We start from the raw sequence: 25,089 nt of genomic DNA, 5'->3' as shown, positions 1-25,089 counted from the left end.
GTCTCACCGATTGCTTTTGAGATTGGCAAGAATGCCGCTTTTCGTAGCCGGATGGCGGGAAGACGACGCAAGGTCACCGCCGCCAGTCGCATCGTTGGCGATTTCATTTGGGGCTTGCAACGCCAAACCTTTACGATAGGTTGCACGTTGACCTGAACGTAACTGGTCACGGGAACAAACGACTAATAAAAGGCGCAAAGCCTGGAAAGGGTGGCCCTCCTATGAACTTCCTAACGAAAAAATTCTTGGCTTCGGCAGTGTTTGGCTCGCTGCTGGCGGTCTCCGCACATGCAGCGACGCTCAATATTCACAACGGTGGCGACCCTCAGTCGCTCGACCCTCAAAAGCTGTCGAGCGACTACGAAAACCGCATTGCAGGTGACATCTTCGAGGGCCTCGTAACCGAAGACCCGAAAGACAATCCGATCCCGGGGCAGGCCGAAAGCTGGACCGTCTCGCAGGATGGCAAGGTCTACACCTTTAAGCTTCGCGACGGCATTAAGTGGTCGGATGGGCAGCCTGTAACAGCCGGCGACTTCGTCTTCGCCTTCCAGCGCTTGGTTGATCCGAAGAACGCCGCCGAATACGCATACCTACAGTTCACCATCAAGAACGCGGAAAAGATCAATAAGGGCGAAATCACCGATTTCAGCCAGCTTGGCGTCAAGGCAATCGACGACAAGACGCTCGAGATCACGCTCGAGAACCCGACGCCCTACTTCATCAACTCGCTGATGCACTACACCGCCTATCCGCTGCCGAAGCACGTGGTGGAGGCGAAGGGCAATGATTGGGTGAAGATCGGCAACATTGTCACCAATGGTCCGTACAAGCCGACCGAGTGGATTCCGGGCGCGTCCGTCACGACCGTCAAGAACGATCAGTACTACGGCGAGAAGGACCTTAAGATAGACAGCGTCAAGTTCTTCACGCTGGAAGACCAGGAGGCGGCTCTGAAGCGCTATCGCGCCGGCGAGTTCGACATCATGACCGACTTCCCGACGGACCAATACGAGTGGATGAAGAAGAACCTGCCGGGTCAGGCGCACGTCACGCCATTCCTTGCCAGCTACTACTACGTCCTCAATGCCACCAAGCCGCCGTTCAACGACAAGCGCGTCCGTCAGGCCCTCTCCATGGCCGTCAACCGCGAGGTGATTGGGCCGAAGATCCTTGGCACCGGCGAACTGCCGGCCTATTCCTGGGTTCCGCCGGGCACCGCCAACTACGGCGAGCCTGCCTACGTGAGCTGGAAGGACATGCCGTACAAGGAAAAGGTGGAAGAGGCGAAGAAGCTGCTCAAGGAAGCCGGTTTCGGGCCTGACCATCCGCTGAAGGCACAGCTTCGCTACAACACCAACGACAACCACAAGCGCGTGGCCGTCGCTATCGCCTCGATGTGGAAGCCGCTTGGTGTTCAAATTGAGCTCTACAACACCGAAACCAAGGTACATTACGACGAAATGCAGCACGGTCAGGTCGAGATCGGCCGCGCCGGATGGATCGCGGACTATAATGATCCGGACAACTTCCTCGGTCTGCTCGTTTCCGGCGTCTCGATGAACTATGGCCGCTGGAGCAATCCGGAATATGACAAGCTGATCAAGGAAGCCAATGCCCAGACAGACCTGAAGGTACGCGCCGAGATCTTCAAGAAGGCTGAGCGGCTTGCACTCGACGACAGCGCTGCCATCCCGTTGTACTACTATGTCTCGAAGAACGTCGTCTCACCGAAGGTCCAAGGCTTCGAAGACAATATTCAGGACATCCACCGTACGCGCTGGCTGTCGATCAAAGAATAGGGAACACCGGCCCTTCCCGTATGCTGCAGGAAGGGCCGATCCACGACCATGATCAAATATGCACTCCGTCGCCTGCTGTCGACGATCCCCGTTATGTGGATTGCCGTGACACTCAGCTTTTTTGTATTGCGCCTTGCTCCCGGCGGCCCATTCGATGGCGAGCGGCCATTGCCGCCGGTGATCCTGAAGAACCTCGCGGCTCACTACAATCTCGATAAGCCGCTGATCGAACAGTATCTGATCTACGTCTTCGACGTCTTGAAGGGCGATCTTGGCCCATCCTTCGCCAACGAAGACTTTAGCGTCGCCCAGCAGATCATGATTGGCCTACCCTACACGTTCACGATTGGTGGGCTCGCCTTTGTCTTTGCCATCCTCATCGGCGTGACGGTCGGCTGTCTCGGGGCGATTTATCAAAACAAGGCGCCAGACTACCTCCTCGGCCTACTCATTCTCGTCGGCCTGGTTCTTCCGAACTTTCTGATCGCGCCGATCCTGCAACTGATCTTCGGCATCCATCTCGGCTGGCTGCCTGTCGGCGGATGGGGTGATGGCTCGTTCAAGTATCTCATTATCCCGATCGTCGTCCTGGCGTTGCCGCATGCGGGTCGTATCTCACGTATGACCCGCGGATCGATGATCGAGGTGATGAATCAGAACTACATTCGCACTGCCAAGGCCAAGGGCATCGGCCCGCGGCTAACAGTCATGCGTCATGCGCTGAAGCCTGCCATGATGCCTGTTGTTTCCTATCTCGGGCCTGCGGCCAGCTATCTTCTCACCGGCTCGCTCGTTGTCGAGAGCATCTTCGGATTGCCCGGCATTGGACGCTACTTCGTCAACGCGGCCCTGAACCGCGACTATGGCATGGTTCTCGGCACGGTCATCTTCTACATGGTGCTGATCGTCATTTTGAACCTTCTCGTCGATATCGCCTATGCGTGGCTTGATCCGAAAGTGAGGAACCGATGATCCTCAATCCCGCAAAGAGAGAGCTGCTTGCGGCTGAACTTCTCGCGGCTGAAGGGCTCTCCCACAAGAGTCGCTCGCTGACCGGCGATGCCCTGCGTCGTCTGTCCCGCAACAAAGCAGCCGTCGTTGCCATAATTGTTATCGTCCTTCTCATTCTGACTGCATTCCTTGGCCCCTACGTCATCCCATTTGACTACGAGGAGCCGGATTGGGCAGCATTCCGGATGCCACCGGACATGGAGAGCGGCCACTATTTCGGAACGGATCCCAACGGGCGCGACCTACTTGCCCGCGTGCTTTACGGCACTCGCGTCTCGCTGGCGGTTGCCGCAACCGCCACCATCGTTTCGGTGGTAATCGGCGTGCTTTACGGCGCGATCTCGGGCTATATCGGCGGCAGGCTCGACGCGATCATGATGCGCTTCGTCGATATCATGTATGCGCTGCCATACATTCTCTTCGTGATTCTGCTGATGGTCGTCTTCGGCCGCAACGTCTATCTGCTGTTTGCAGCAATCGGTGCGCTTGAATGGCTGACCATGGCACGAATCGTGCGAGGGCAGACGCTGTCGATCAAGCAGCGCGAGTTCATCGAGGCGGCACGCGCGTCAGGCCAGAAGCCGCTAAAGATCATCCTCAAGCATATCATTCCGAACCTCGTTGGACCGGTGGTGATCTTTGCTGCGCTGACGGTCCCGGAAATCATCGCGACAGAGAGCTTTCTGTCCTATCTTGGTTTCGGCGTTCAGGAACCACTGACGTCGCTCGGCACGCTGATTGCAGAGGGCACCGACGCCATGGAAAGCATGCCGTGGCTGCTAATCTTTCCGGCCTGTTTCCTCGTCGCCCTGCTGATGAGCCTGCTTTTCATCGGCGACGGCCTACGCGACGCGTTCGACCCGAAGGATCGATAGATGCAACAAGAAACAAAGAACGATACGCTTCTCGAACTGAAAGACTATTCGATCACCTTCGCGACGCCGGATGGCGAGGTAAAGGCCGTTTCAAATGTGAACCTTTCGATCCGGCGAGGCGAGCGCGTGGCGATTGTCGGCGAGTCGGGATCGGGCAAAAGCCAGACCTTCCTCGGCGTCATGGGTCTGCTTGCCAAGAATGGCCGCACCAGCGGCCAGGCGTTGCTAGAGGGTAAGGACGTATTGGCATTGAAGGCGCGCGAGCTCGACCATGTCCGCGGCAAGGACATGGCCATGGTGTTTCAGGACCCCATGACGGCGCTCAATCCCTCGCTCCGGATTTCCCGTCAGTTGACTGAGCAGCTTGAGGTTCACCGCGGGTTCACGGCACGGGCTGCCTCCAACGAGGCACTAGATATGCTGAAGCGGGTCGGCATCCCCGACCCAACTCGGCGCTTCAACCTCTATCCGCACGAGCTGTCGGGCGGCATGCGCCAGCGCATCGTCATTGCGATGGCACTGCTGACCAAACCGAAGTTGCTTGTCGCTGACGAGCCGACGACGGCGCTTGACGTTACCATCCAAGCGCAGATCCTCGATCTCTTCAATGATCTGACTGCAGAAATGAACACGGCGCTGGTCATGATCACACACGATTTGGGCGTCGTCGCCGGCCTCGCGGATCGCGTCGCCGTCATGTATGCCGGGCGCATCGTCGAGGAGGCCCCTGTCGACGAACTCTTTGAGGTGCCGGCGCATCCCTATACTGCTGCGCTACATGCTTCCATCCCGCGGCCGGACCAGGACGTTGATCAGCTCGCCGTCATTCCCGGCCGGCCGCCCAATCTGCAGCACCTGCCGAAGGGCTGCAGCTTCTCGCCGCGCTGTCCCATGGTTCAGAATGACTGCATCGACGTATCACCGAAGCTCGATGTGCTGGGGGAGCGTCATTCCGCGGCCTGCTTCCATCCCTTCCCGCGCCGTGAGGAGGTTATGAACCATGGCTGACCGATCGCTTCTGAGGGTCGAGAACCTCACCACTCAGTTCGAAATACCGTCGAAGAGCTTCTTCAAACCACCGATGACGCTGACGGCGGTGAACAATGTCAGCTTTGACCTAAGAGAAGGCCGGACACTCGGTATCGTCGGCGAGTCCGGCTGCGGCAAGTCGACGCTCGGCCGCTCGATCCTGCGTCTATTGAAGTCGCAGAAGGGCCGCATCCTATGGCAAGGCCGGAATCTGCTCGATCTGTCGGACGAGGAGATGCGGGCAACCCGCCGAGACATGCAGATCATCTTCCAGGACCCGATCGCCTCGCTCGACCCGCGCATGACCGTGGGCGACATCATTGCCGAACCGCTGAGCGTCTTCGAGCCAAAGCTTACAAAGGCGGAACGCTCGGCACGCGTGCGGGAAATCATGGGTGCTGTGGGTCTCGTCCCGGAGATGATCAACCGCTATCCACATGAATTCTCTGGGGGCCAGGCGCAGCGCATCGGTATCGCCCGCGCTGTTGTGACGCGACCGAAGCTCATTATCTGCGACGAGCCCGTGTCAGCACTCGACGTATCGATCCAGGGGCAGGTCATCACGCTTCTGCGCAAGCTTCGCAAGGAGTTTGGGCTGACGTTGATCTTCATCAGCCATGATCTTTCGGTCGTGCGACTGATCTCGGACGACGTGCTGGTGCTCTATCTTGGCAAGGTGGTCGAGGCTGGCGATTGCGCTACTGTATTTGACCGGCCGGCGCATCCCTATACGCAAGCCCTCTTTTCGGCAGCGCCCGTGCCCGATCCGAAGCTTGCCCGGAGCCGACAGCGTATCCGACTACAAGGTGATCCGCCCTCCCCGCTCAATCCACCGCCAGGCTGCGTGTTTTCCCCGCGCTGCTGGAAGGCGACGGATATCTGTCGCACGGAAATGCCGGCAACCGAGCGGGTTCGTGCTGGGCAGGCCGCCGCCTGCTATCACATGGATCGTTAGCAAACACACCGAAGGCCTGCCTGACGGCAGGCCTTCTCGTATACTCAGCGCGCACCCCAGGTATCGGTGAGCCGGTAGCCCTCCGGCCAGGGGTCCGATGGATCGAGCATATGCTGATGGGTGCCGGTGATCCAGGCGCGACCAGAAATCTCCGGAAGGACCGCCGCGCGATCACCGACTGTCGTAGTGCCGAGAATGCGTCCAGAGAAGGTCGAACCGATCAGCGAGACGGCCGTCAAACGATCTTCTAGCTTCATCTGCCCACGCGCATGCAATACCGCCATGCGCGCAGACAACGCCGTTCCGGTTGGCGAACGATCGACCTTGCCGGGCTGGATCGCGACCGCGGCGCCCGTCCGCAGGCCTTCGCCGGTGCGCTCGACCGGACCTGCAAAGAGACAGAAGGAGAAGTGCTTCCAGTCCGGATTTTCTGGGTGATGAAAGCCGAGCGCAACGTTAGCGGCGTTGGTGATGCGAACACCGAGCTTTGCGATATCGTGCGCCTCGTCAGGCGACAGGCGGAAGCCCATCGCTGCCGCATCGACAATGACGAAGCTGTCGCCGCCATAGGCGGTGTCGACCGTCAAAGTACCGAGCCCCTCGACCTCCAGCTTCGCGTTCAGCCGTTCTGCGAAACTCGGCAGGTTCTGCACGAAAATGCGCTCGGCCTTGCCGTTGCGGCACTCGGCACGCACGCGAACGATGCCACCGGGGGCTTCCAATGTAAGTTCAGTAATCGGCTCCTTCATCGGCAGGATGCCGCTGTCCAGCAGCACCGTGGAGACGCAGATCGAGTTGGAGCCGGACATTGGCGGCGTGTCCTCGGGCTCCATGATAATGAAGGCGGCATCCGCATCCGGATGCTTCGGGGGCACCAGCAGATTGACGTGACGGAAGACGCCGCCGCGCGGTTCGTTCAGAACGAAATTGCGCAACGTCCCGTCGCCGGCGATCCAGCGGCTCTGTTCCCAGATTGTTTCGCCGGGCGGCGGCGCCACGCCGCCGACGATGACATCGCCCACCTCGCCCTCGGCATGAGCGGAAACGACATGAATAGTCTTGGTACTGCGCATGATACTTCCTCAGGAAAACCAATTGGGGAGCCGGGGGGCAACGCGACCCGTCAGAGCCGCTTCAACGCAATCGGCAAGGCTGCCTAAGCGAACGGCGCGCCCAGAGAGCCCTGGGCCGTAGTGGGCATACTTGCCGGAATTTGTCAGCAGGGCACGGGTTCGGGTCGGGAATACGGGCTCGGAGATCGAACACCAGCAGAGATCTGGCAGGACCCGCACCCCCGCATTCTCCAATCTGGCGAGCAGACCTTCGTTGCGCGCGTCGCTGATAACCTGGCGACCGGCAGTGACGATCACCGCGACATCGGGATGCCGACGGCGACCGGCAAGGAGCGTCGCCAAGGCGCGGCACTCGGTCAGGGAGGCGTGCGGGCTGCCGATGGCAACGAGTTCAACCTCTTCCGGGCCGGCGTTCAGAACCGTCCACGCGGCGACCATATCGGCCCGGGAGATCGAAACATGATCGGCATCGTCTCGTAAAGCGCCAGCAGCTTCAGGCGTGACACCTTCAACATGCAGCATGGGTGCTGCTGAGGTGGTGCCGAAGGCGGCACACAACGCCTTGAGATCGTCTTGCGAAGGCTGTGCGGAGTTCAAGCCGCGCAGAAGCGGAATGCGGTCCGGTGATGCGCGACCAGCGAGATAGCCGATTAGTGGCCAGAAAGCATCATCGACTCCGTCCGGCAGCTCTACATCGATGACCCGCCGCGCCTTTCTGTGCTCGTCAAGATAGACGCCGGAAAGTGGTGCGCGTCCGGTCAGCGCGATGCAGAGATCGAGGAAATCGGGGTGCTTTGCCGTCCGTGCGCCGCGGACGGTGTTGGCGAAGATCACCGCGTTGGATTCCGCCCAGGCAATCGTTTCGCCCGCCAGTGGCGCGCTGTCGAGCAGGTAGGGAGAGCACGTGAAGGTCGGCTGACAGCCCATGCGGACATAGGCATCAGCAAGCCGGGCGGCGGGGTCGCCGAAGGTCGGCGGCACGCCCTGGGCCTGCCAATTGGCACGATCGACGGAAATGGCATTCATGGTGGTCGGCACGCAGACCTGCGCACCCATCTCGACCATCTCTTCCGCGAAGGTGAGATTGGCGGGGCTCGCATAGATGCACCCGTCGATATGGGCTTGCGTGACGTCCACGAGGCTGCACGCGCCTTGCTGCGCCGCCATCGCGCAGATGATCCGCATGGCCTGCTGCGCCGCAAGGCCCTGCTGCCCGTCCAGCATCGCGCGGTCGGCATCCGTGAGATCTAGCGAGGCGGTCGCCGGAGGTGCAAGTGAAATCTCCAAGCCGTCTGCCACAACCGCCCTGTCGCTGATCTCGGCGGTTTTCGCGCGAGAGAGCGCCGCAAAGGCTTCGGGTCCAAGCCGCAGGACCGGCAGCGGCTTGCCAAACATTTCAGAGGCGATCAGAGCGCCAAGGGTCAGGACATCCTCCGCCTCAGAGAAAACCAGGGCTGCCGGTGCGCGCCCTGTCAGCACAAGATCGAGGAGAACCCCAGAGCCCGTGCAGGACCCGCGGCTCGTTGGCAACATCAGGATGCCTCCCGTCAGGCAGGTCCCGTGAAGCGGATGATGGACATCGATTACGCTGCCGGTGGCCGGGTCAACTCCTCCCCAGAAGCTCAGAGCCTCCTTGGCGGCGATGACCGGACCATGGGCGAAGCCACCGAGAATGCTGCGATCGAGTGCTGAGTGTTTCATGTCGGCGAAGCCTCGAGGAGATAGATGCCATTCACCAAGGGGATGCTACGAGCCAACATCGCGGTTGGCTCACTTTTGACCCCGTCAGAATCTTTGAGGCGAGAAGGACGCAATATCGATCGCAGGCTTCTTGCAGGTCAGAAGATCCGCGACGATGCGCGCGGTGCCTGCCGATTGCGTTAGACCGAGATGGCCGTGTCCGAAAGCATAGATCACCCGCTGCGTATCGCGTGCGTGGCCGATCGCGGGCAGGCTGTCCGGCAACGAGGGGCGGAACCCCATCCATTGCACGCCGCCGTGCGGCTTCAAGCCGGGCAAGAAATTGCGGGCTTTCTCCAGCATCGCTTCCGAGCGCCGGAAATTCGGTGGCAGCTTCAGCCCGCCGAGTTCGACGGCGCCACCAACGCGAATGCCCGTCGATAGTCGGCTAACGACAAAACCATGCCCACCGAAGGTGATCTGCGTGCGCAGGTCGAACGCCTCGAGAGGAAGTGTGGTATTGTAACCCCTCTCCGTTTCGAGCGGAATATTCTCGCCGATTGTGCGAGCCACCTGGTGCGAAAAGGCGCCTGCCGCCAGAACCACCCGTGAAGCGCGTCGCGACGCGCCACCGACGCTTACAACATCGACGCCACTCTCGCCAGGACGCAAAGCCGTGACTTTCGCACGCTCGATCTTGCCGCCCAAGGCGCAGAAATGATCCGCCAGGGCCAGGGTGTATAGCTTGGGATCGGCGATCGAGTACCAGCCAGGCGTGAAAGTGCCATGGGTAAAGCGCAGTGCGAGGCCAGGCTGGATCTCGGCGATACCGGCCGCATCAACGTGATGGAATTCAACGCCGTGCGCTTCCCTCGCCTTCCAGCCAGGAAGCGAGGCCTTCAGTTCGGTCTCGCCCTCGTAGACTTGCAGATTGCCGTCTTTGCGCAGCATGGCTGCTGTGCCGGTCTGCCGAAGGAATGGCTCGAGTTCGGCTTTCGAAAGGTCCATCAGCGCTGTTTGCGCCGCCGTCGAATGGGCGACACGGCCCGACGCGCAGGCGCGCCAGAACCGGAACATCCACGGTGCTATCTGCAAGGCATACGCAGGGGGCAACGAGAGCGGACCGAGCGGATCGAGCAGCCACTTAGGTGCCTTTTTTAGGATACCCGGCGAAGCGAGGGGCAGAATGTCGGTAAAGGCGAAGGCACCGGCGTTACCAGCCGAGGCGCCCGCAGCAGGACCCTCCCGATCGAGTACGACAACGGAAAGGCCTCTTGCCTGTGCTGCGATCGCCGCGGAAACTCCAACAATCCCCGCGCCGATCACAATGATATCAGGTTGGTCTTGATCGTTCATCATCGCCTCAATGGGTGGCAGCAAGAAAAGCCTGCAGTTCCGGATCCTTCGGCGCACCGAATAGCTCTTCCGGGGGAGCAATCTCGGCCATCACGCCCTTGTGGAAGAAGGCGACGCGGTCGGAAACCTCACGCGCAAACTTCATCTCGTGTGTAACGCAGATCATCGTCATTCCTTCGGAGGCGAGCATGCGCAACGTGTCGAGCACTTCGCCAACAAGCTGTGGGTCGAGTGCCGAGGTGACCTCGTCGAATAGCATGTATTCCGGCGACATGGCGAGCGCGCGGGCAATTGCCATGCGCTGCTGCTGACCGCCGGACATGCGGTTCGGATAGACCTTAAGCTTCTCCGCAAGACCGACATGGGTGAGCTGCTTCACGGCAATCGCTTCGGCCTCCCCCTTGGACAGCCCGAGGACCTTTCGCGGCGCGAGCATGACGTTCTCCAGCACGGTCAGATGCGGGAACGCGTTCCACTGCTGGAAGACGATGCCGAGCTTGCGGCGGAGCTTATTGAGGTCGGTCGCCTTGGCATGGACATCCGTTCCATCGACAACGATACAGCCGCTGTCAATGGCTTCGAGACCGTTGATGCAGGTGAGCAGCGTCGACTTTCCCGAACCGGAACCGCCAATGATAGTCAGCACCTCGCCCTTCGGAACAGCGAGGTTGATGCCCTTCAGGACCTCCAAAGGGCCGAAGGATTTGCGGACGTTTTCAATCTCAATCATTGGGGGACCACCGTTTTTCGAGATACCCGCCAATCCGGGCGATGGGGAAGCTGATAATGAAGTAGACGGCGCCGCAGATCATCAGGATGAACAGCGGCTCCTGCAGTCGGGTCACGAGAATCTGCGAGGCTCGTAGCAGCTCGATCAGGCCGAGCCAGAGGACCAGCGCGGAATCCTTCATGACGCCGAGTGTCAGTCCGATCCAGGACGGCAGCGAAACGCGCGTCGCCAGCGGCGCCACAATATAGCGCATGTCCTGCCACCAGGTCATGCCGAGCGAACGAGCCGCACGGCGCGTGGTTGGCGGCACCGAGGAAATGCCGCCGCGAACAATCTCCGTGCAATAGGCGGCCGTATAGAGCGACAGAACTACGCAGGAGGTCGTGAACGGAGGCCAGCCAAGCCGCATGATCGACTGCAGGGCATTACCGAGAACAAGCTGGATCAACAAGGGAACCGAGCGGAAGACATCGAGCGCGAAGGTCAGCGGCGCGGACCAGTAGGGTCCAATTTCGACGCGGAGCATCCCGAAGAGGATCCCGAGAATGGTCCCGGCGACGACCGATGCGACTGTGACCGCGAGCGTCATCCCCGCGCCTTGCGCCAGAAAGACCAAGTCACCCCAGGTGAGGGCAGTACTGAACATCTCTCACCTCTCTCAGTAGCGGAACATGCGCCAGGCGAGTGCCCGGGCGGCAAGGGTCAGAACCTTGGCGATGACGTAGTAGATCACAGCAGCCAAAGCGAAAAATTCGAATGTGCGGAAGGAGCGTGCATTCAGCTCCTGCGTCACACCGGCAAGGTCGGTGTTCATGCCGACGGTCACGCCGAGCGACGTCATCAAGACTGCCCAGACCATCTGATTGGTGGCCGGCAGAAATGCCACGCGCAGCATCTGCGGCAAGACGATCAGGCGGAAAGCCTGCATCGGGGTCATGCCGAGCGAGCGCCCAGCCCGTGTCTGCGTGTCCGGGATTGCCTTCAGCGCGCCGCGAAAGTTCTCTGCCAGGTAACCGGCATTGTTGAAGGCAATGCCGACCAGTAGCGCGGCAAACGGCGTGAGGTGGATACCAAAGTTGCCGAGACCAAAGTGCGCCATGTAGATCTGGAAGAGCGCAGGCGTGTTTCGCGCGATCTCGACCCAGGCGGTGGCAAAGCCACCAAGCATGCGGTTTCCGGACAGGCGGAACAATGTCAGCGCGATCGCGCACGCCAGTCCGATAATCATGGACAAGAGCGCGATTTGCAACGTAACCAGCGCGCCGTCAAGCATCTGCGGCAATGCCTTGAGCGCTTGGTTCCAGTGGAAGGTGTAGTTGAACATGACCGTCTCACCTTTTCGAAAAGCTACAGCGCGAGGGACAACCTCGCGCTGCGGGAGAACTGGTCAGATCAGCGGTAGACGCCATTGACGGCGAGAGACGGCACTTCGCCACCGACCCACTTCTTGTAGAGTTCGTCGTAGCGGCCGGTGCGAACCTGCTGGTTGATGAACAGGTTCAGATAGTTGATCAGGCCGTATTCCTCGCGGTTGGTGAAGAGCGCTACGTAGTCGATGTCGAAGGGCGCCTTGCCGACCACTGCGATGCCCGGGAACTTGCCGGTCTTGACGTTAGCCTGCGCAACGGTCGAGGTGGAAACGGTGGCATCAATCTGACCCTGGCTGAGCGCCAAGAACACGTCTGCTTGCGTCTGATACGGACGGAACTCACCGGTGCCCCAGTCCTTGACCTGCTGCTCGAGGGCGATCGCTTCGTAGGTGCCGGCCGTCGCACCGACGACCTTGCCCTTCATGTCTTCGAAGGACTTCACGCCTGATTTCTCGTTGGCGGTAACCGCCATCTCGAAGGCGAAGTAGGGAACCGTCATGCCGACGGTCTTGGCACGCTCAAGCGTGTCGGACGTAGAGGCGACGCCGACATCGACGCGACCCGACATCAGTGCCGGAATACGCTCAGGAAACGGGGTCTCAACGATTTCGGCGGTTACGCCGAGCGCCTTGGCCAGATCGTTGCAGTAGTCCACGTCGAAGCCGATCGGATTGTTTTTCTCGTCGCGCGAGCCCATCGGCGGGAAGTCCAGCACGACTGCGCAGCGCAGCGTGCCCGAGCCGATGATGTCGTCCAGCTTGTCGGCCTTGGCCGGGCTGGTCAGAAGGGTGGCGGCGGTAAGGAGGCCGAAGGCGAGGACCGAGGATTTCATGCTTTTCTCTCTCCCAGAGTTGGATTGTCAATTGACAGCGAGGCGCACTATTCCTCGTCGGCACGCGCAAATCAATGGCTAAATACATGAAGTATGCAAAAAGTATAAACGGAATAGAGCTCATGTCGACAAAAAAGGGCGGCCAAGTCGTGGCCGCCCTTCCTCTTTCTGTCTATAAACGAGAATCAGCCGAGGAAATCTTCAGGCAGAAGCTCTTCGGACATGTTTTGGTATGCGACCGGACGCAGGAAGCGGCGAATCGACATCGTGCCGACGCTCGTTGCCCCAAAGTTGGTCGAGGCGGGGTAGGGCCCGCCATGGACCATGGAATCGACCACCTCGACTCCTGTAGGGAACCCGTTCACCAGGACGCGACCCGCCTTGCGCTCCAGCACCGGACGCAGGCGGCGTGCGTCGGCGATGTCGGCGGCATCCATATGGATCGTAGCCGTCAACTGACCTTCGAAGCCGCGTGCCAATTGTACCATCTCATCGATCGTCTGCACACGCACGACAAGCCCGAGCGGTCCGAAGACCTCTTCGCCCAGGGCGTGGTCGGCGAGAAACTGTGCGCCCGACGTCTCAAAAAGGTTCGGAGCGGCCGAGCGGCCGGATGACTCGCTGGTGAACAGCGGCTTGACCGTATTGCGGGATGCAAATCGTGCCTGTCCGTCCTGATACGCCTTCGCGATACCATCGGTCAGCATCGTCTGCGGCGCCACCTTGCCAAGTGCTTCAACTGTTGCCGCAACAAAGCGATCGCCATCGGCGCCTTCCGCCACCACGGCGATGCCGGGGTTGGTGCAGAACTGGCCGGCACCCATGGTCAGCGACCCTGCCCAGCCCTGACCCAGCGTCTCGGCGCGTGCCCTCAGCGCCTCGGGCAGCAGGAACATCGGATTGACTGAACCCAGTTCACCGAAGAACGGGATCGGTTCCGGCCGCGCTGCGCAAAGATTGAAGAGCGCGCGACCACCGGCGAGCGAGCCGGTGAAACCAACGGCCTTGATCTGCGGATGCTGCACGAGCGCATGACCGATATCGCGGTTGCCACCCTGGATCAGCGAGAAGACGCCGGGATGAATACCCGTCTTGCGAATGGCCGCCTCGATAGCCTGAGCCACGATTTCGCCGGTCCCTGGATGCGCCGAATGCCCCTTGACCACGACGGGGCAACCTGCGGCAAGTGCTGCCGCCGTGTCACCGCCGGCAGTCGAAAAAGCCAGCGGGAAGTTCGAAGCACCGAAGACGGCCACTGGGCCGATCGGGCGCTGAATGAGCCAGATCTCCGGTCGTGGCGCCGGTTGGCGGTCGGGCAGTGCCGCGTCACGGCGGCGGTCGAGATATTCGCCCTTTTCGATGTGGTCTGCGAAGAGCCGCAATTGGCCGGTCGTGCGACCGCGTTCGCCCTGCAGGCGTGTTTCCGGCAGACCGGTTTCCTGGCTGCCGATCTCTGTGATGGCCCCGGCACGAGCTTCGATCTCGTCAGCGATGGCCCGAAGGAATGCCGCGCGCTCTGAGCGTGTGGAGTAGCCGTAACTCCAAAACGCATCTTCGGCCGCCTCGCAAGCGCGGTTCACCAGATCGACCGTGCCGACGGCGAACTGATGCACTGGACCATGCGCCGGCGCGGATGCAAAAGTACCCGCTCCGTCGAGCCATTCGCCCGCGACGAGGTGTTTTCCATTGGGAGTGAAGACCATTTGCGATTCCTTTCTAGAGAGCCCGGGGTGCTTTACGCGAAAATCCATCCGGATGCGAATTGCGCAAGTTGGAACTTTGTATACTCTATGTATTTATAACATCAACACTCGATCGCATTCGGCGGCCGTGGCATCCATGAGAGACATAAGATGAGCGATAACACCACCCTGACCATTCCGGCACTGATTGAGCGGGTCGATGCGATCTTTCGCAAGGCTGGCCTCAATGAGATCCAAGCGGGCGCACTCGCTCGCGTGATCGCTGCCGGGGAACGCGATGCCTGCAAATCGCATGGTATCTACCGGATCGAGGGTGCCCTGCGTACGGTCAAGGCCGGCAAAGTGAAGCCGGATGCTGTGCCGGAACTATTATTGCAGGAGGGCTCGGCGATCGTGAAGGTCAACGCCAAAGGCGGCTTTGCCAATCCGGCCTTCGAACTCGCCCTGCCGGTGCTCGTGGAGCGGGCCCGCTCCTGCGGACTTGCGGCTCTCGTTATCAACGACTGCACGCATTTCTCCGCGCTCTGGTCGGAAGCGGAAGCGCTGGCCGAACACGGACTTGCCGGCTTGGTTATGTGCCCAAGTTATGCGACCGTTGCACCGACCGGCGGCAATAAACCGCTTCTCGGCACCAACCCCTTCGCCTTCGCCTGGCCACGCGCCGGCCGACCGCCATACGTCTTTGATTTTGCAACTTCGGTTGCCGCACGCGGCGAAATCGAACTGCATCGACGAGCCGGCAAGTCGCTGCCGGAAGGCTGGGCGATCGATGCCGAAGGTAATCCGACGACCGATCCGGAAGCCGCGCTTGCCGGCGCCATGTTGCCTTTCGGAGGACATAAGGGGTCGGCAATCGGTACGATGATCGAGCTGTTGGCCGGTATCATGATCGGCGATCTGACAAGCCCTGAGGTGCTGGACTACCTCGGCACGACGACGCTTGCGCCGGTCCACGGCGAGTTGATCATTGCCTTCTCTCCCGAAGCCTTCGCGGCAGGCAGACCGGGCAATCCGTTTGCGCGGGCCGAGACATTGTTCGAGGCAATCGTTGGCCAGGGTGCCCGGCTCCCCTCACAGCGCCGGTATGCCGCACGCGCAAAATCGGAGGCCGATGGCGTTATGCTGACTGACGCGGAAATCAAGCAGCTCGAACGATTGTTCGCGCTCGGGCTTGAGGCGGTGGTCTGAGCCATCGTCTCAAGCCGCTGAATATGGAAAAGGCCCTCCAAACGAAGGGCCTTTCGCTTTGAGAGCCTTGAAATCAGTCCTTGTACTTCTCAATAGCACCGGGAAGCTTGCTCCATTCGGCGTACCACGTGTTGAACAGCTTAAACTGAGACTCGACGTAGCCGCGTTGGCTGTCGGTCAGAACGTCGGTTTCGTTGAAGTGAAGCGTGTATTCCTTGTTACCCTTCAGCACCATCATGTGCTTGAAGAACAGCACGAGGTCCGGGCCTTCATCAAATGAAGACAGGACGGCCAGGGCCTGCTCGAGCTCTAGAGCGCGCTGGCGGGCATCCGCGTCGCCGCCAGCTGCTGCCTGCGCGAGGTTGCTCAGATGCAGCACTTCCTTCGGCAGCACGTTGCCGATGCCGGTGATTGCGCCGGTCGCACCGCAGTTCACGAAGCCGTGGAAGACGGCGGTATCGACGCCGATCATCAGCGAAACATCATCATCGCGGCTGGTGATGTTCTCAGCTGCGTAGCGCATGTCGGCTGCGCCGCCGAATTCCTTGAAGCCGACGAGGTTCGGATGCTCGGCGCGGAGCGCAAAGAACAGATCTGCGCGGGTTGCGAAGCCATAGTAAGGGCTATTGTAGATGACCGCAGGAAGATCCGGCGCGGCTGAAAGGATTGCCTTGAAGTGCGCCTTCTGGGCGGCAATCACCGAGCCCCGCGAAAGCACGCGTGGGATAACCATCAGGCCTTGTGCCCCAACTTTCTGAGCATGGGCCGCATGCGCGACGGCGGAAGCGCTGTTGACGGCACCGGTACCGACGACGACCGGGACGCCGGCCTTTACCAGGCGCTCCACGCCCTCCATGCGCTGTGCATCGGTCAGCAGCGGCCAGTCACCCATTGAACCGCAGTAGACAACGGCCGACATGCCCTCGGCAATCAGCTCCTGCCCCTTGCGGACGAGGGCGTCAAAGTCCGGGGTGCGGTCTTCCTTGCAGGGCGTCATCAAAGCCGGAATTACACCGGCGAAAATTTTGGCCTTCATTGCGAAACTCCTGTTGCCTGGCTGGACGGACTGGGATCGCCGCTTCCATTGGCGCCGGTCCCTGGCCTTCGACGCCGGTTATAGCATTTGCATATTATTTGTCGACAAAAATTATGCAACTGATCAAAGGGCAATATTCAACTTGCCGCCTCGGGCGAAAAGCTTCTGTATCTGCTGCACGATCTGTTCGGCGTGGATCGTCGCCAAGCGGTCGGCGGCCTCGGTGTCGCGAGCGGCGATGACGGCGATAATATCCTCGTGCTCGTCCACGAACCGTTGTGGCAATCGATCCTCATAAGACTGGTAATAGAGGCGCAAGATCCGCCGTCCCTCATCGAGAAGGCGATTGAAGAGGCCGGTGAAGTAAGCGTTGCGTCCCGCATCGGCGATAGCCGAATGGAAGGCGGCGTTTGTAGCGATCATCGCCAAGGCATCCTGCGCCGCCACGGCGGCGGCAAATTCGGCCTGATGCCCGCGGATCACCTGCAGGTCCTCAATGCGGTGATACTGGGCGGCTAGACGCGTGGTCACGCGGTACATCAGCACCAGAGCATCGAAGAAGGTATGCATGTTGAGGAAATCGATATTCGAGACCATGGTCGAACGATTGGGCAGCGTATCAATCAGCCCTTCACCCGCCAGCCGCACGAGCGCCTCGCGGATCGGTGTGCGCGACATCTTGAATCGCTCCGCCAGTTGCACCTCATCGATCGGGCTACCGGGCGGCAGGACCAGATCAAGGATCTCATCGCGCAATAGGTCGTAGACCATCTTGACGCCGGAACCGCGCTTGCGTTCAGAAGTGGAAATCGCATCGTTATCAGTCATTGGGAATCCTCTTGTCGACAAAAGGAATACTTTTTCTCGAGTAATGGTCAATAGCGCACCGGATTTGAAGGTCAGCCTTGAGGAACTCGAGGCCAGAGCGAGCTCCCATCCGGATTGTTGTTTCATCGGAGATACGATGGTCAGATTTCGTCCTGACCAGGCCCCCCGGCAGGAACGTTTCCGACCAATGTGCGTTGAATTTCTGATCCGCCCAGCTAGCGCGGGCAACGCGCGAGGAGGTTATCATGAAAGTCAGCGATTGTATGACCACGGATGTCCAGATCACCGATCCCGAGCAGACGTTACAGGATGTCGCTTTAATGATGGGGCGTCTTGATGCCGGCGTCCTCCCGGTGGCTGAAAATGACCGATTGGTCGGTATGATCACCGATCGCGACATCGCTATTCGAGGCGTCGGGGAGGGCAAGGGCCCGAACGCAAGGGTTCGCGACGTGATGAGTACCGATGTTAAATACTGCTTCGACGACGAAGATGTGGAAGACGTCCTTCATCATATGGGCGATCTTCAAGTGCGGCGCTTGCCTGTCCTTAACCGAAGCAAGCGGCTTGTCGGTATTATTTCGCTTGGCGATCTCGCCATGAAGGGCGAAGCGATGGAAACAGGCAAGGCACTGAGCGGCATCTCGCAACGCGGCGGCGCGCATTCCCAGAGAGCCCACTGACGGAAGCACCTTTAGGGCAGCGGCAAACCGCAACACAAAGCGGGTCCGTCGTGGCACGATCTGCCCGTCTTTCTGGTAACGAGGCAACGAACTCGTTGCCCTCAACGCGTAACCGGTTTCGATGCGCCCTGGCACGACGGTGCGGGTTGAGCTGTGTGAAAACATCTCTACCACGGCTATCGAGGTGTCTTGCTGACTTTCGGTAGGGAGCGCTGGTTCTCAACGATGCGCGAAAGCAAATTCCGCTTTCTCTTATGGGGGATAAGATCAACATCGCTGACAAGCTTCGCGCCCCCTTCGCGCCGCTCCAAGGTGATCTTGCGGCTATGGAAGGCTTCGAGCTCGGCTCGATGGGCAACGCTGATGATGGTGACCTTTGGCAATTCATGGATCAACATTTCCATCATCCTGTCCTGACTCTTCTCGTCGAGTGCTGACGTCGCTTCATCCAGCACAATGATATCGGGATTGTGCAGCAGGAGACGCGCAAAAGCGAGCCGTTGCTTCTCGCCACCCGACAACGTCTGGTCCCAAGGCGCGTCTTCCTCGATCTTGTCGGTCAAATAATCGAGGCCCACTTTGTCGAGAGCCGCCTTGATCTTATCGAGCGTCCAGCTATCAGCGGCGCCGGGATAGGCGACGGCACGGCGGAGCGTACCAGAAGGGATGTAAGGCCGTTGCGGTAACATGAACAGTTGTTTGTTAGCGTGGAAACTGACGCTGCCGTCCCCCCACGGCCAGAGGCCTGCGATGGCCCGCACCAAAGTGCTCTTGCCTGTACCGGACTCACCGGCCACGAGCACCCGCTCGCCCGGTTCGATCGCGACCTGGGTTTCCTTGACCACGGCTGTACCATCGTCAAGCGATACGGAGAGATCGTTTAGGCTGAGCATCACATTGCCTTCAGTTTCACCGCGCTGGATGCGCCCCAATGCGTTGCTCTGTTCCGCGCGCTCGAGCCCGTCGAGTGACATCATCAGCGACGCAACACGTCGCGCACAGGCATTCCAATCGGCGAGACGAGGATAGTTGTCGACAAGCCATCCGAACGCGCTCTGAACGATGGCGAAAGCGGAAGCCGCCTGCATCAGCTGCCCAAGCGTCATGCTACCTTCGAGAAACTTGGGCGCGCAAAGCAAAACGGGCACGACCGGCGCAAGCAGGCTCGATCCCTGTGACACAAGCGTTGTGCGCATGTGCTGGCGCGCAAGGAGCGCCCATTGTCTAAGCGCATTGGTAAATGTCTTGTGGAGGTCGTTACGCTCCTCCTCTTCACCGCCGAGCAGTGCGATACTCTCGCCGTTTTCCCGCACGTGCGTCAGCGTGTAGCGAAATTCGGCTTCCGCCTGGTTTTTGACCTCAGAGACGCGGACGAAGTTGCGGCCGATGACCGCCATCGAGCTGGACGTAATCGCGGCGTAGAGCACCGCAGTGATGACGAGAAAGCCTGGAACCGTAACGGTCGAACCTGCGATTGTCAGATGTAGGGCTCCGCCGATCGTCCAAAGCACCAGGATGAAGGTCGAGGCCGACAAAAATGCGGAGGTGACACCAGCGATGAAATCGACAGGCGATTCGGTGGCAATTCGCAAATCCTCCGCGATGCGGGCTTCGGGGTTCTTGTGATCGCCACCAATAAGGTTCAACTGATAGTAACGGCCGTTTGCGAGCCAGCGGGCGATCACGGCGGTCGTAAGCCAGGAACGCCAACGACGCTGGATCGCCATACGAAGGGCGACTTGAGTCGTGACGAGGACGATGCTTCCGAGTACGAGCGGCAGGAATACGGCGCTCAGAAAATACACGGTGCGGGCGTTATATTGCTCGATGGCGTCAAAAATTGCCCGATTCCAAATATTGATTCCATATTGGAATCCGACATTGACGACGATCAGGGTCAATAGTCCGAGCGAGCATGGCCACGCGAATCTGTCGCCGCCGCGACCCCAATAGCCGCGCGCGCTGATCCAGAAACGCTTCAGCAGATACTTCTTGCGAGCCTGCTCCGACTCCTCAGCCGTCAACTGTGAATCGGAGTCGGTGACATCTGGTGGGGGCGTGGCTTCGACAGCCGATTCCTTTCGGCGCGACTTTTGGCCACCGTTCGGTTTGTCGACCGATTTCGGATCAATTTTAGCGTCGGACATAAGCGCGACAACGGCTTAAAATTCAAAAGGTTTCATAAGGGCTTCAAACATCGGGAACGTTTTTCTGTTCGCCCATCGCCAGCGTTGCGGCCGGGATCATCTTCGGCTGCCAAGGTCCATAGGGTGCTCGTGACGAATTCCGAGGGGCATTTTTATGACCATCTCGCAATCCAGCGCATACTGCGAATGCGGCGGCAGATTGCTGCGCTCGCCCGATCGGAGGGACGCCGTCATGAAGTTCCCCACAATCACACTCAATAACGGAGATGTTGAAGTCCTCACAGCGGGATCGATGCGCGGTGCGAGACGACGTAGATCCGGAAAGCGAACGCGCCAGAGCCGTGACTGCGACCGCAGTTGACCTAATGGAAGCCGATTTTGGGACACACGACAGCCTGTCGGTCGCGTTCGCCAACGCGTGGCTGCCTAAATCGCACCTCTCGATCGAGCATTAGCTCAGACGCCATGCTCGTACAAAGCAAAGCGAACGACATCGAAGTCCTGTCGCAGTTTCATATGTATGGTTTCCGCGGTTGCCAACCTGCGACCTCGCCACCGCAGATCGAATGCGAGAACCCAACGTGCGTCCTCCCCGCGCCCGCTCGATGAAAATTGAACGTCGCAATCGTACAGGTTTAGTGCTTTTTTTAGATCGTCTGCGGCAAGATCCGCCCCCGTCAGAATTTCCACCCTTGCCCGATGTCGCCTAGGGAGCCAATCATCCAATGCCTTCATGGGCGACAGGAAGAAGAACGCAACCGCTGCTCCGACCATACCAATGCCGAGCTGCCCGCCGCCGAAACACAGGCCAATGGTCGTCATTGCCCATATAGTGGCTGCGGTGGTTACGCCCTTTACCAGGTTCCCACGATGCAGAACCGCTCCGCCGCCAATGAAGCCTACTCCAGTTAAAACACCCAGCGCAAAACGCAGAACGTCCATGCGTGCCAAGCCTGAATGTTCGGTGCCTTCAACGATCAGCAACGCATTTGCCTGCAACATCGCCAAACAGGCCGCAAGCGCAACCAGAACGGTCGTCCTGAAGCCGGCCGCGTGACCGCCCTGTTCCCGATTGATTCCGATAAGCGATGCAGCGATCACGGTTAACACTATCCGCAGGAGGATGTCGGCCCAGGTCAACTCCTCCGACATCCTGTTTAGCACTATTTCCGAAAACCACATTTGAAGCGCCTTCTTGCGATTGTCTTTCGTCGGTTGCCCAAGCGCGTCGGCCGAGATTTCGTGCGGGACATAATCTGGCCGTGACCGACGCCCGCTTTCTGGACGCGGATGGATAAGACCGCCGGTGGTGGAAGGTTCCCCTCGAGCGGCAGATGCTGCACCAAGATGCTTCTGAAGGAACCATAGTCCGGTTTCTGTGTTTTTCGGCCATGGCCGAGACACTATCCAAGAACGCGATCGACGCGCTGGCAGCCGAAGCGAAACTCACGTCAGGCCTGGTCTATATTGTCGGGCTCGAGCAGGGCATTACTCGCCGGCGGGGCAAGAATGGTTTTCTCTATTACTCTCCGGACGGGCGGCGGATCAAAGAGGAAGCAGAGATCAGACGCCTGGATGGGCTCGCAGTTCCGCCAGCCTACCGGGACGTCATCATTTCGACCAATCCGCTGTCGCATTTGCAGGCCATCGGCATAGACGCGCGTGGACGCAAACAATACACGTACCATCCTGACTGGCATGCTGAACGCGAGCAGGCCAAATTTGACCGGCTCTTGGATTTTGGCATGCACCTTCCCGACATTCGTGAGCGGGTGGACATCGACCTCCGCGGCAGGAAACTTACTTTCGAGAAGGCGTTAGCGACAGTCGTGTGGATGCTCGACAATCTCTACATGCGCGTTGGAACTGCCGGTTATGCTGAGACGAACAAGTCATACGGATTGACGACTCTGCGCAGCCGGCACGTGAAGATCGAGGGTGCCACCGTTAAGTTTCGTTTTAAGGGCAAGTCCGGAAAAGAGTGGAACCTTGCCCATACAGACCGACGAATCGCCGGGGTTGTACGCAGCCTTCAAGAGCTTCCAGGCCAGCGGTTATTCAAATATCTATGCGATGCAGGAGGATATCGCGAGATATCCTCTCAGAATGTCAACGCGTATATCAAAGAGGTGACTGGCGAGGATTTTACCTCGCGCCAGTTTCGGACATGGGGAGCCACATGCCTGGCGGCTGCCGCACTGGCGCCAATTCAGACCGCAACCTCAGAACGTGGTATTGCTGCTCAATTGAACCAGGCAATCGATCTGGTCGCTGCCAAGCTCGTTAACACCAGGGCGGTTTGCCGGTCTTCCTACATCCATCCAGCAATATTCGACGACTTTCGTGCAGGACGGCTTGGAGAGCTTCTTAGGTTTCCCCAAACCACGAGCGAACGCCTCTTGATGTGGATGGACGAGGGGGAGCGTAACGTCCTGCATTGGCTGAAGTCCAAGCAAAAATGAAAGGGCTGACGGTGGTGATAAACGGTTTTGCGTCCACGCCGCCCGGACACCAACCTAGTGTTCGAGAAACGAGCTGACACATTTCATTTCATCTACAAATCGTTCTACCTCAAGCTGCCCCATCGGTTGATCGAGTACTCGCAGAAGTGAGGACGGGTGTATGGTGATGAAAACCGGTGGGCCTATAGCCGCTCGTAACATAGAGCCCCGATCCCGAGTAACCTTGACTTGTGGCCCGAGTAGTGAATAGGCGGCGGTGGCACCAAGGGCCACTATCAGTCTTGGACGTATCAGGCGCAGTTCTGCCGCAAGCCACCATGCACAGATCTTGATTTCGCCCTTGTTGGGTTTGGCATGGATACGACGCTTGCCGCGACGTTCAAACTTGAAGTGTTTGACCGCGTTGGTGAGATAGCACTCATCGCGCTCGATCCCGGCCTGTTCGAGACAGCGATCAAACAGCTTTCCCGCCGGGCCGACGAACGGCCGGCCGGCGAAATCCTCTTTGTCACCGGGCTGCTCCCCAACGAACACGACCTCCGCTGTTTTCGGACCTTCTCCGAAGACGGTCTGAGTCGCGTCCCTATAGAGATCGCATCGTGTACAGCTTGCGGCCTTCGCGCGGAGTTCGTCTAGATTTGCACCAGCCACTTCTTCCTGCACCAACGCCGGTCCAAGCAGTTCTGACATGCCTGACTTCTCCTCAATGGACACGATGCGCAAACCGAAAGCTCTGGACTCTGGAACAGCGCAAGCCGAGGACTAGCGCCTTCTTGAAACAACAGAGGCAGCTGGTTCGTTCCAGAATTTTTGTCTACTCGGCTTCCATATGGACAAAGAGCTCCCCTGCCGCCCGCAGGGTTCGAGAAAAGTACCGCGGAAGAACTTGATGCTACAGACGATAGAGGGCCGGGCAGGAGACCGTTCGGAAAGCGACCGCCCATGACGAGGATGAGCACGGCGCGAGAGGACGCGCGGTTGCCTCGAAATAGTGAAGCAACACGGGAACAACCGAGTTTGTATGCCTGTTATTTTCGAGGAAAGGATAAGGCTATGACTAAGAGGCTGAACTTACGCGAGATCGTAATCTCGTCAGATCGTCTGGAAGATTGCAAGGCATATCTCGGTGGTGAATTTCACACGATCGTTGACCACGCTCTTAGTGTCGGTTGGTCTTTAGATGAGGTAGTTATCGCGCTCAACGGTCTCGTAGCTGAGGAAATAGCCGTGCCGGATCGAGCAATCACTCTACATTAATATCACAAAGCTGAGGTTCAGAACCTTGGCTCTTGAAAACTATCGCGATCAAGCAGCCTCCAGGAATTCCTTTGCGCGTAGCGTGTTCCATTCGAGTGATATCGAGCACATTGCGCATCGAGTTTGAAGACCAGTAATTTTTGCAAATTGGTTCCACCACAACGTATTCGTCGCACCGGCACCTCAAGACGGGAACTTTATCGGCGACGGCCGATTACTTTGCTAAAACCAAAGGAAAAGAACATGCCCGCAAAATCCAAGGCTCAACAGAAAGCAGCCGGCGCCGCCCTTGCGGCAAAACGTGGTCAAACCCCGAAGAGCAGACTCAAGGGGGCGTCCAAAGACATGGCAGATTCAATGAGCGAAAAGCAGCTCGAGGAATTCGCCTCAACGAAGCGGCGGGGAAAGCCAGAACGTACCTCGCACTGAACCATCCAACGCAACTGCGCCAGCCCCGCAGAGTGTTCGTTCTCCCGAGGAGCGGTCGGCCACCGGCCGTGGCAATGCCAAGTCCTCCTCGTGGCGAGAAAGCAGGTGACGTGCTTCGGCCCACAATTGTCTTCTTCCGCCACTTCCACATGCGCCGGAACAATGGCCGACCTGCATCGTTTTGATCTAATCACAAGCTTAAACATCCAAGGAGGATGACATGTTGAAACTCCTGGCAGCTTCTCTGCTTGCTGTTAGCCTGGCTGGTTCGGCCTTTGCCCAGTCCAACCCGGCACCCACCGGCTCAACGATGAACAAAAATCACGGTGCCGCAGCAGACACAATGAAAATGAAGAAGACCAAAAAAATCGACAAGATGACCACCAGCAGCACGACACACAAGACACACAACCTGAATAAGGAGAACTGCAAGAAGCTGGCCGGAAAAGGGTCGCTCCAGACTCAAGGCGGCAACAGCAACACAGAAAACACGGAAAACACCTGCGCCGATAATAACAACTAGCTAACTGACAATGTATATGGGGCCGTCTCAAGCGGCCCACGTCTCAAAACCTACGCCTCGCGAATACTGGTGTTGGCCGTGTCAAGCCGCATTCGGACATTCGGATACGAACCGGACCTT

Annotated in this window: 23 protein-coding genes; 10 read left to right on the top strand and 13 right to left on the bottom strand. The window is 59.1% G+C overall.

Annotation, left to right across the window (positions count from 1 at the left end; genetic code table 11):
• Nucleotides 1-221: 221 nt before the first annotated feature.
• The 5 genes from BN77_RS04340 to BN77_RS04320 are packed head-to-tail and all read left to right on the top strand — an operon-like array spanning nucleotide 222 to nucleotide 5,672.
• Nucleotides 222-1,802: a peptide ABC transporter substrate-binding protein gene (locus BN77_RS04340; protein WP_007528847.1), complete on the top strand. Its 1,581-nt coding sequence runs from the start codon at nucleotides 222-224 to the stop codon at nucleotides 1,800-1,802.
• A 48-nt stretch (nucleotides 1,803-1,850) separates the two neighbouring features.
• Nucleotides 1,851-2,774 carry an ABC transporter permease subunit gene (locus tag BN77_RS04335; RefSeq protein WP_007528845.1) on the top strand — a complete coding sequence of 308 codons (924 nt, stop codon included), beginning with the start codon at nucleotides 1,851-1,853 and terminating at the stop codon, nucleotides 2,772-2,774.
• The gene (locus tag BN77_RS04330; protein ID WP_007528843.1) at nucleotides 2,771-3,688 is read left to right on the top strand and encodes an ABC transporter permease; all 918 of its coding nucleotides are present in this window, start codon (nucleotides 2,771-2,773) and stop codon (nucleotides 3,686-3,688) included. The genes BN77_RS04335 and BN77_RS04330 overlap by 4 nt, the downstream gene beginning before the upstream one ends.
• A complete protein-coding gene (locus tag BN77_RS04325; RefSeq protein ID WP_007528841.1) occupies nucleotides 3,689-4,696 on the top strand; it encodes an ABC transporter ATP-binding protein in 1,008 nt (335 codons plus the stop codon).
• Entirely contained in the window at nucleotides 4,689-5,672 is a 984-nt protein-coding gene (locus tag BN77_RS04320; protein ID WP_007528839.1) for an ABC transporter ATP-binding protein, read from the top strand. The genes BN77_RS04325 and BN77_RS04320 overlap by 8 nt, the downstream gene beginning before the upstream one ends.
• A 44-nt stretch (nucleotides 5,673-5,716) precedes the next feature.
• Here BN77_RS04320 and BN77_RS04315 read toward each other — a convergent pair whose 3' ends face one another.
• The 8 genes from BN77_RS04315 to BN77_RS04280 all read right to left on the bottom strand — a co-directional run bounded on the left by BN77_RS04315 (nucleotide 5,717) and on the right by BN77_RS04280 (nucleotide 14,416).
• Nucleotides 5,717-6,745 (bottom strand): trans-3-hydroxy-L-proline dehydratase, encoded by a 1,029-nt coding sequence (locus BN77_RS04315; protein ID WP_007528836.1) that lies wholly within the window; start codon nucleotides 6,743-6,745, stop codon nucleotides 5,717-5,719.
• A gap of 9 nt (nucleotides 6,746-6,754) precedes the next feature.
• Nucleotides 6,755-8,446, bottom strand: coding sequence for a cis-3-hydroxy-L-proline dehydratase (lhpI, locus tag BN77_RS04310; RefSeq protein WP_007528834.1), 1,692 nt, complete (start codon nucleotides 8,444-8,446; stop codon nucleotides 6,755-6,757).
• Nucleotides 8,447-8,530: 84 nt separating this feature from the next.
• Complete coding sequence (locus BN77_RS04305; RefSeq protein ID WP_040677556.1) at nucleotides 8,531-9,781, bottom strand: NAD(P)/FAD-dependent oxidoreductase; 1,251 nt, start codon at nucleotides 9,779-9,781, stop codon at nucleotides 8,531-8,533.
• Nucleotides 9,782-9,788: 7 nt separating this feature from the next.
• Nucleotides 9,789-10,511 (bottom strand): amino acid ABC transporter ATP-binding protein, encoded by a 723-nt coding sequence (locus BN77_RS04300; protein ID WP_007528829.1) that lies wholly within the window; start codon nucleotides 10,509-10,511, stop codon nucleotides 9,789-9,791.
• A complete protein-coding gene (locus BN77_RS04295) occupies nucleotides 10,504-11,157 on the bottom strand; it encodes an amino acid ABC transporter permease (protein ID WP_007528827.1) in 654 nt (217 codons plus the stop codon). The genes BN77_RS04300 and BN77_RS04295 overlap by 8 nt, the downstream gene beginning before the upstream one ends.
• A gap of 12 nt (nucleotides 11,158-11,169) precedes the next feature.
• Nucleotides 11,170-11,835, bottom strand: coding sequence for an amino acid ABC transporter permease (locus BN77_RS04290; protein ID WP_007528825.1), 666 nt, complete (start codon nucleotides 11,833-11,835; stop codon nucleotides 11,170-11,172).
• A gap of 68 nt (nucleotides 11,836-11,903) precedes the next feature.
• On the bottom strand, nucleotides 11,904-12,713 hold the full coding sequence (locus tag BN77_RS04285) for an ABC transporter substrate-binding protein (protein WP_007528821.1): 810 nt from the start codon (nucleotides 12,711-12,713) through the stop codon (nucleotides 11,904-11,906).
• A 185-nt stretch (nucleotides 12,714-12,898) separates the two neighbouring features.
• Nucleotides 12,899-14,416 (bottom strand): aldehyde dehydrogenase (NADP(+)), encoded by a 1,518-nt coding sequence (locus BN77_RS04280; RefSeq protein WP_007528819.1) that lies wholly within the window; start codon nucleotides 14,414-14,416, stop codon nucleotides 12,899-12,901.
• A 150-nt stretch (nucleotides 14,417-14,566) separates the two neighbouring features.
• Between BN77_RS04280 and BN77_RS04275 the strand changes: the two genes are divergently transcribed.
• Nucleotides 14,567-15,604, top strand: coding sequence for an Ldh family oxidoreductase (locus tag BN77_RS04275; protein WP_007528817.1), 1,038 nt, complete (start codon nucleotides 14,567-14,569; stop codon nucleotides 15,602-15,604).
• Between the two features lie 73 nt (nucleotides 15,605-15,677).
• On the opposite strand, the gene BN77_RS04270 is transcribed toward BN77_RS04275, so the two are convergent.
• Entirely contained in the window at nucleotides 15,678-16,640 is a 963-nt protein-coding gene (locus BN77_RS04270) for a dihydrodipicolinate synthase family protein (protein ID WP_007528814.1), read from the bottom strand.
• Between the two features lie 123 nt (nucleotides 16,641-16,763).
• On the bottom strand, nucleotides 16,764-17,468 hold the full coding sequence (locus BN77_RS04265) for a GntR family transcriptional regulator (RefSeq protein WP_007528812.1): 705 nt from the start codon (nucleotides 17,466-17,468) through the stop codon (nucleotides 16,764-16,766).
• A gap of 245 nt (nucleotides 17,469-17,713) precedes the next feature.
• On the opposite strand from BN77_RS04265, the gene BN77_RS04255 reads away from it, so the two are divergent.
• Nucleotides 17,714-18,151: a CBS domain-containing protein gene (locus tag BN77_RS04255; RefSeq protein ID WP_007528809.1), complete on the top strand. Its 438-nt coding sequence runs from the start codon at nucleotides 17,714-17,716 to the stop codon at nucleotides 18,149-18,151.
• 176 nt (nucleotides 18,152-18,327) lie between these two features.
• Here BN77_RS04255 and BN77_RS04250 read toward each other — a convergent pair whose 3' ends face one another.
• Nucleotides 18,328-20,298 carry an ABC transporter ATP-binding protein/permease gene (locus tag BN77_RS04250; protein ID WP_007528807.1) on the bottom strand — a complete coding sequence of 657 codons (1,971 nt, stop codon included), beginning with the start codon at nucleotides 20,296-20,298 and terminating at the stop codon, nucleotides 18,328-18,330.
• A 456-nt stretch (nucleotides 20,299-20,754) separates the two neighbouring features.
• Entirely contained in the window at nucleotides 20,755-21,480 is a 726-nt protein-coding gene (locus tag BN77_RS04240; protein ID WP_244426160.1) for an MgtC/SapB family protein, read from the bottom strand.
• A gap of 209 nt (nucleotides 21,481-21,689) precedes the next feature.
• Here BN77_RS04240 and BN77_RS04235 point away from each other — a divergent pair, with 209 nt between their 5' ends.
• On the top strand, nucleotides 21,690-22,760 hold the full coding sequence (locus tag BN77_RS04235) for a DNA topoisomerase IB (protein ID WP_007528801.1): 1,071 nt from the start codon (nucleotides 21,690-21,692) through the stop codon (nucleotides 22,758-22,760).
• A 54-nt stretch (nucleotides 22,761-22,814) separates the two neighbouring features.
• Here the strand turns inward: BN77_RS04235 and BN77_RS04230 are convergent, their stop codons facing one another.
• A complete protein-coding gene (locus BN77_RS04230; protein WP_007528798.1) occupies nucleotides 22,815-23,450 on the bottom strand; it encodes a UdgX family uracil-DNA binding protein in 636 nt (211 codons plus the stop codon).
• Between the two features lie 810 nt (nucleotides 23,451-24,260).
• Between BN77_RS04230 and BN77_RS04220 the strand changes: the two genes are divergently transcribed.
• Both BN77_RS04220 and BN77_RS04215 read left to right on the top strand, forming a co-directional pair.
• Nucleotides 24,261-24,446, top strand: coding sequence for a DUF3008 family protein (locus BN77_RS04220; RefSeq protein ID WP_040676720.1), 186 nt, complete (start codon nucleotides 24,261-24,263; stop codon nucleotides 24,444-24,446).
• 220 nt (nucleotides 24,447-24,666) lie between these two features.
• Nucleotides 24,667-24,969 carry a hypothetical protein gene (locus tag BN77_RS04215; RefSeq protein WP_007528794.1) on the top strand — a complete coding sequence of 101 codons (303 nt, stop codon included), beginning with the start codon at nucleotides 24,667-24,669 and terminating at the stop codon, nucleotides 24,967-24,969.
• Nucleotides 24,970-25,089 lie beyond the last annotated feature (120 nt).

Source organism: Rhizobium mesoamericanum STM3625 (assembly GCF_000312665.1).
Taxonomy (GTDB): domain Bacteria; phylum Pseudomonadota; class Alphaproteobacteria; order Rhizobiales; family Rhizobiaceae; genus Rhizobium; species Rhizobium mesoamericanum.
The sequence above is the reverse complement of the archived record's forward strand: the minus strand, read 5'-3'. Positions and strand labels throughout refer to the sequence as shown.

Coding starts and splice junctions, on each gene's coding strand:
- BN77_RS04340 (WP_007528847.1), top strand. CDS start 222: ATGAACTTCCTAACGAAAAAATTCTTGGCTTCGGCAGTGTTTGGCTCG.
- BN77_RS04335 (WP_007528845.1), top strand. CDS start 1,851: ATGATCAAATATGCACTCCGTCGCCTGCTGTCGACGATCCCCGTTATG.
- BN77_RS04330 (WP_007528843.1), top strand. CDS start 2,771: ATGATCCTCAATCCCGCAAAGAGAGAGCTGCTTGCGGCTGAACTTCTC.
- BN77_RS04325 (WP_007528841.1), top strand. CDS start 3,689: ATGCAACAAGAAACAAAGAACGATACGCTTCTCGAACTGAAAGACTAT.
- BN77_RS04320 (WP_007528839.1), top strand. CDS start 4,689: ATGGCTGACCGATCGCTTCTGAGGGTCGAGAACCTCACCACTCAGTTC.
- BN77_RS04315 (WP_007528836.1), bottom strand. CDS start 6,745: ATGCGCAGTACCAAGACTATTCATGTCGTTTCCGCTCATGCCGAGGGC.
- lhpI (WP_007528834.1), bottom strand. CDS start 8,446: ATGAAACACTCAGCACTCGATCGCAGCATTCTCGGTGGCTTCGCCCAT.
- BN77_RS04305 (WP_040677556.1), bottom strand. CDS start 9,781: ATGAACGATCAAGACCAACCTGATATCATTGTGATCGGCGCGGGGATT.
- BN77_RS04300 (WP_007528829.1), bottom strand. CDS start 10,511: ATGATTGAGATTGAAAACGTCCGCAAATCCTTCGGCCCTTTGGAGGTC.
- BN77_RS04295 (WP_007528827.1), bottom strand. CDS start 11,157: ATGTTCAGTACTGCCCTCACCTGGGGTGACTTGGTCTTTCTGGCGCAA.
- BN77_RS04290 (WP_007528825.1), bottom strand. CDS start 11,835: ATGTTCAACTACACCTTCCACTGGAACCAAGCGCTCAAGGCATTGCCG.
- BN77_RS04285 (WP_007528821.1), bottom strand. CDS start 12,713: ATGAAATCCTCGGTCCTCGCCTTCGGCCTCCTTACCGCCGCCACCCTT.
- BN77_RS04280 (WP_007528819.1), bottom strand. CDS start 14,416: ATGGTCTTCACTCCCAATGGAAAACACCTCGTCGCGGGCGAATGGCTC.
- BN77_RS04275 (WP_007528817.1), top strand. CDS start 14,567: ATGAGCGATAACACCACCCTGACCATTCCGGCACTGATTGAGCGGGTC.
- BN77_RS04270 (WP_007528814.1), bottom strand. CDS start 16,640: ATGAAGGCCAAAATTTTCGCCGGTGTAATTCCGGCTTTGATGACGCCC.
- BN77_RS04265 (WP_007528812.1), bottom strand. CDS start 17,468: ATGACTGATAACGATGCGATTTCCACTTCTGAACGCAAGCGCGGTTCC.
- BN77_RS04255 (WP_007528809.1), top strand. CDS start 17,714: ATGAAAGTCAGCGATTGTATGACCACGGATGTCCAGATCACCGATCCC.
- BN77_RS04250 (WP_007528807.1), bottom strand. CDS start 20,298: ATGTCCGACGCTAAAATTGATCCGAAATCGGTCGACAAACCGAACGGT.
- BN77_RS04240 (WP_244426160.1), bottom strand. CDS start 21,480: ATGTGGTTTTCGGAAATAGTGCTAAACAGGATGTCGGAGGAGTTGACC.
- BN77_RS04235 (WP_007528801.1), top strand. CDS start 21,690: ATGGCCGAGACACTATCCAAGAACGCGATCGACGCGCTGGCAGCCGAA.
- BN77_RS04230 (WP_007528798.1), bottom strand. CDS start 23,450: ATGTCAGAACTGCTTGGACCGGCGTTGGTGCAGGAAGAAGTGGCTGGT.
- BN77_RS04220 (WP_040676720.1), top strand. CDS start 24,261: ATGCCCGCAAAATCCAAGGCTCAACAGAAAGCAGCCGGCGCCGCCCTT.
- BN77_RS04215 (WP_007528794.1), top strand. CDS start 24,667: ATGTTGAAACTCCTGGCAGCTTCTCTGCTTGCTGTTAGCCTGGCTGGT.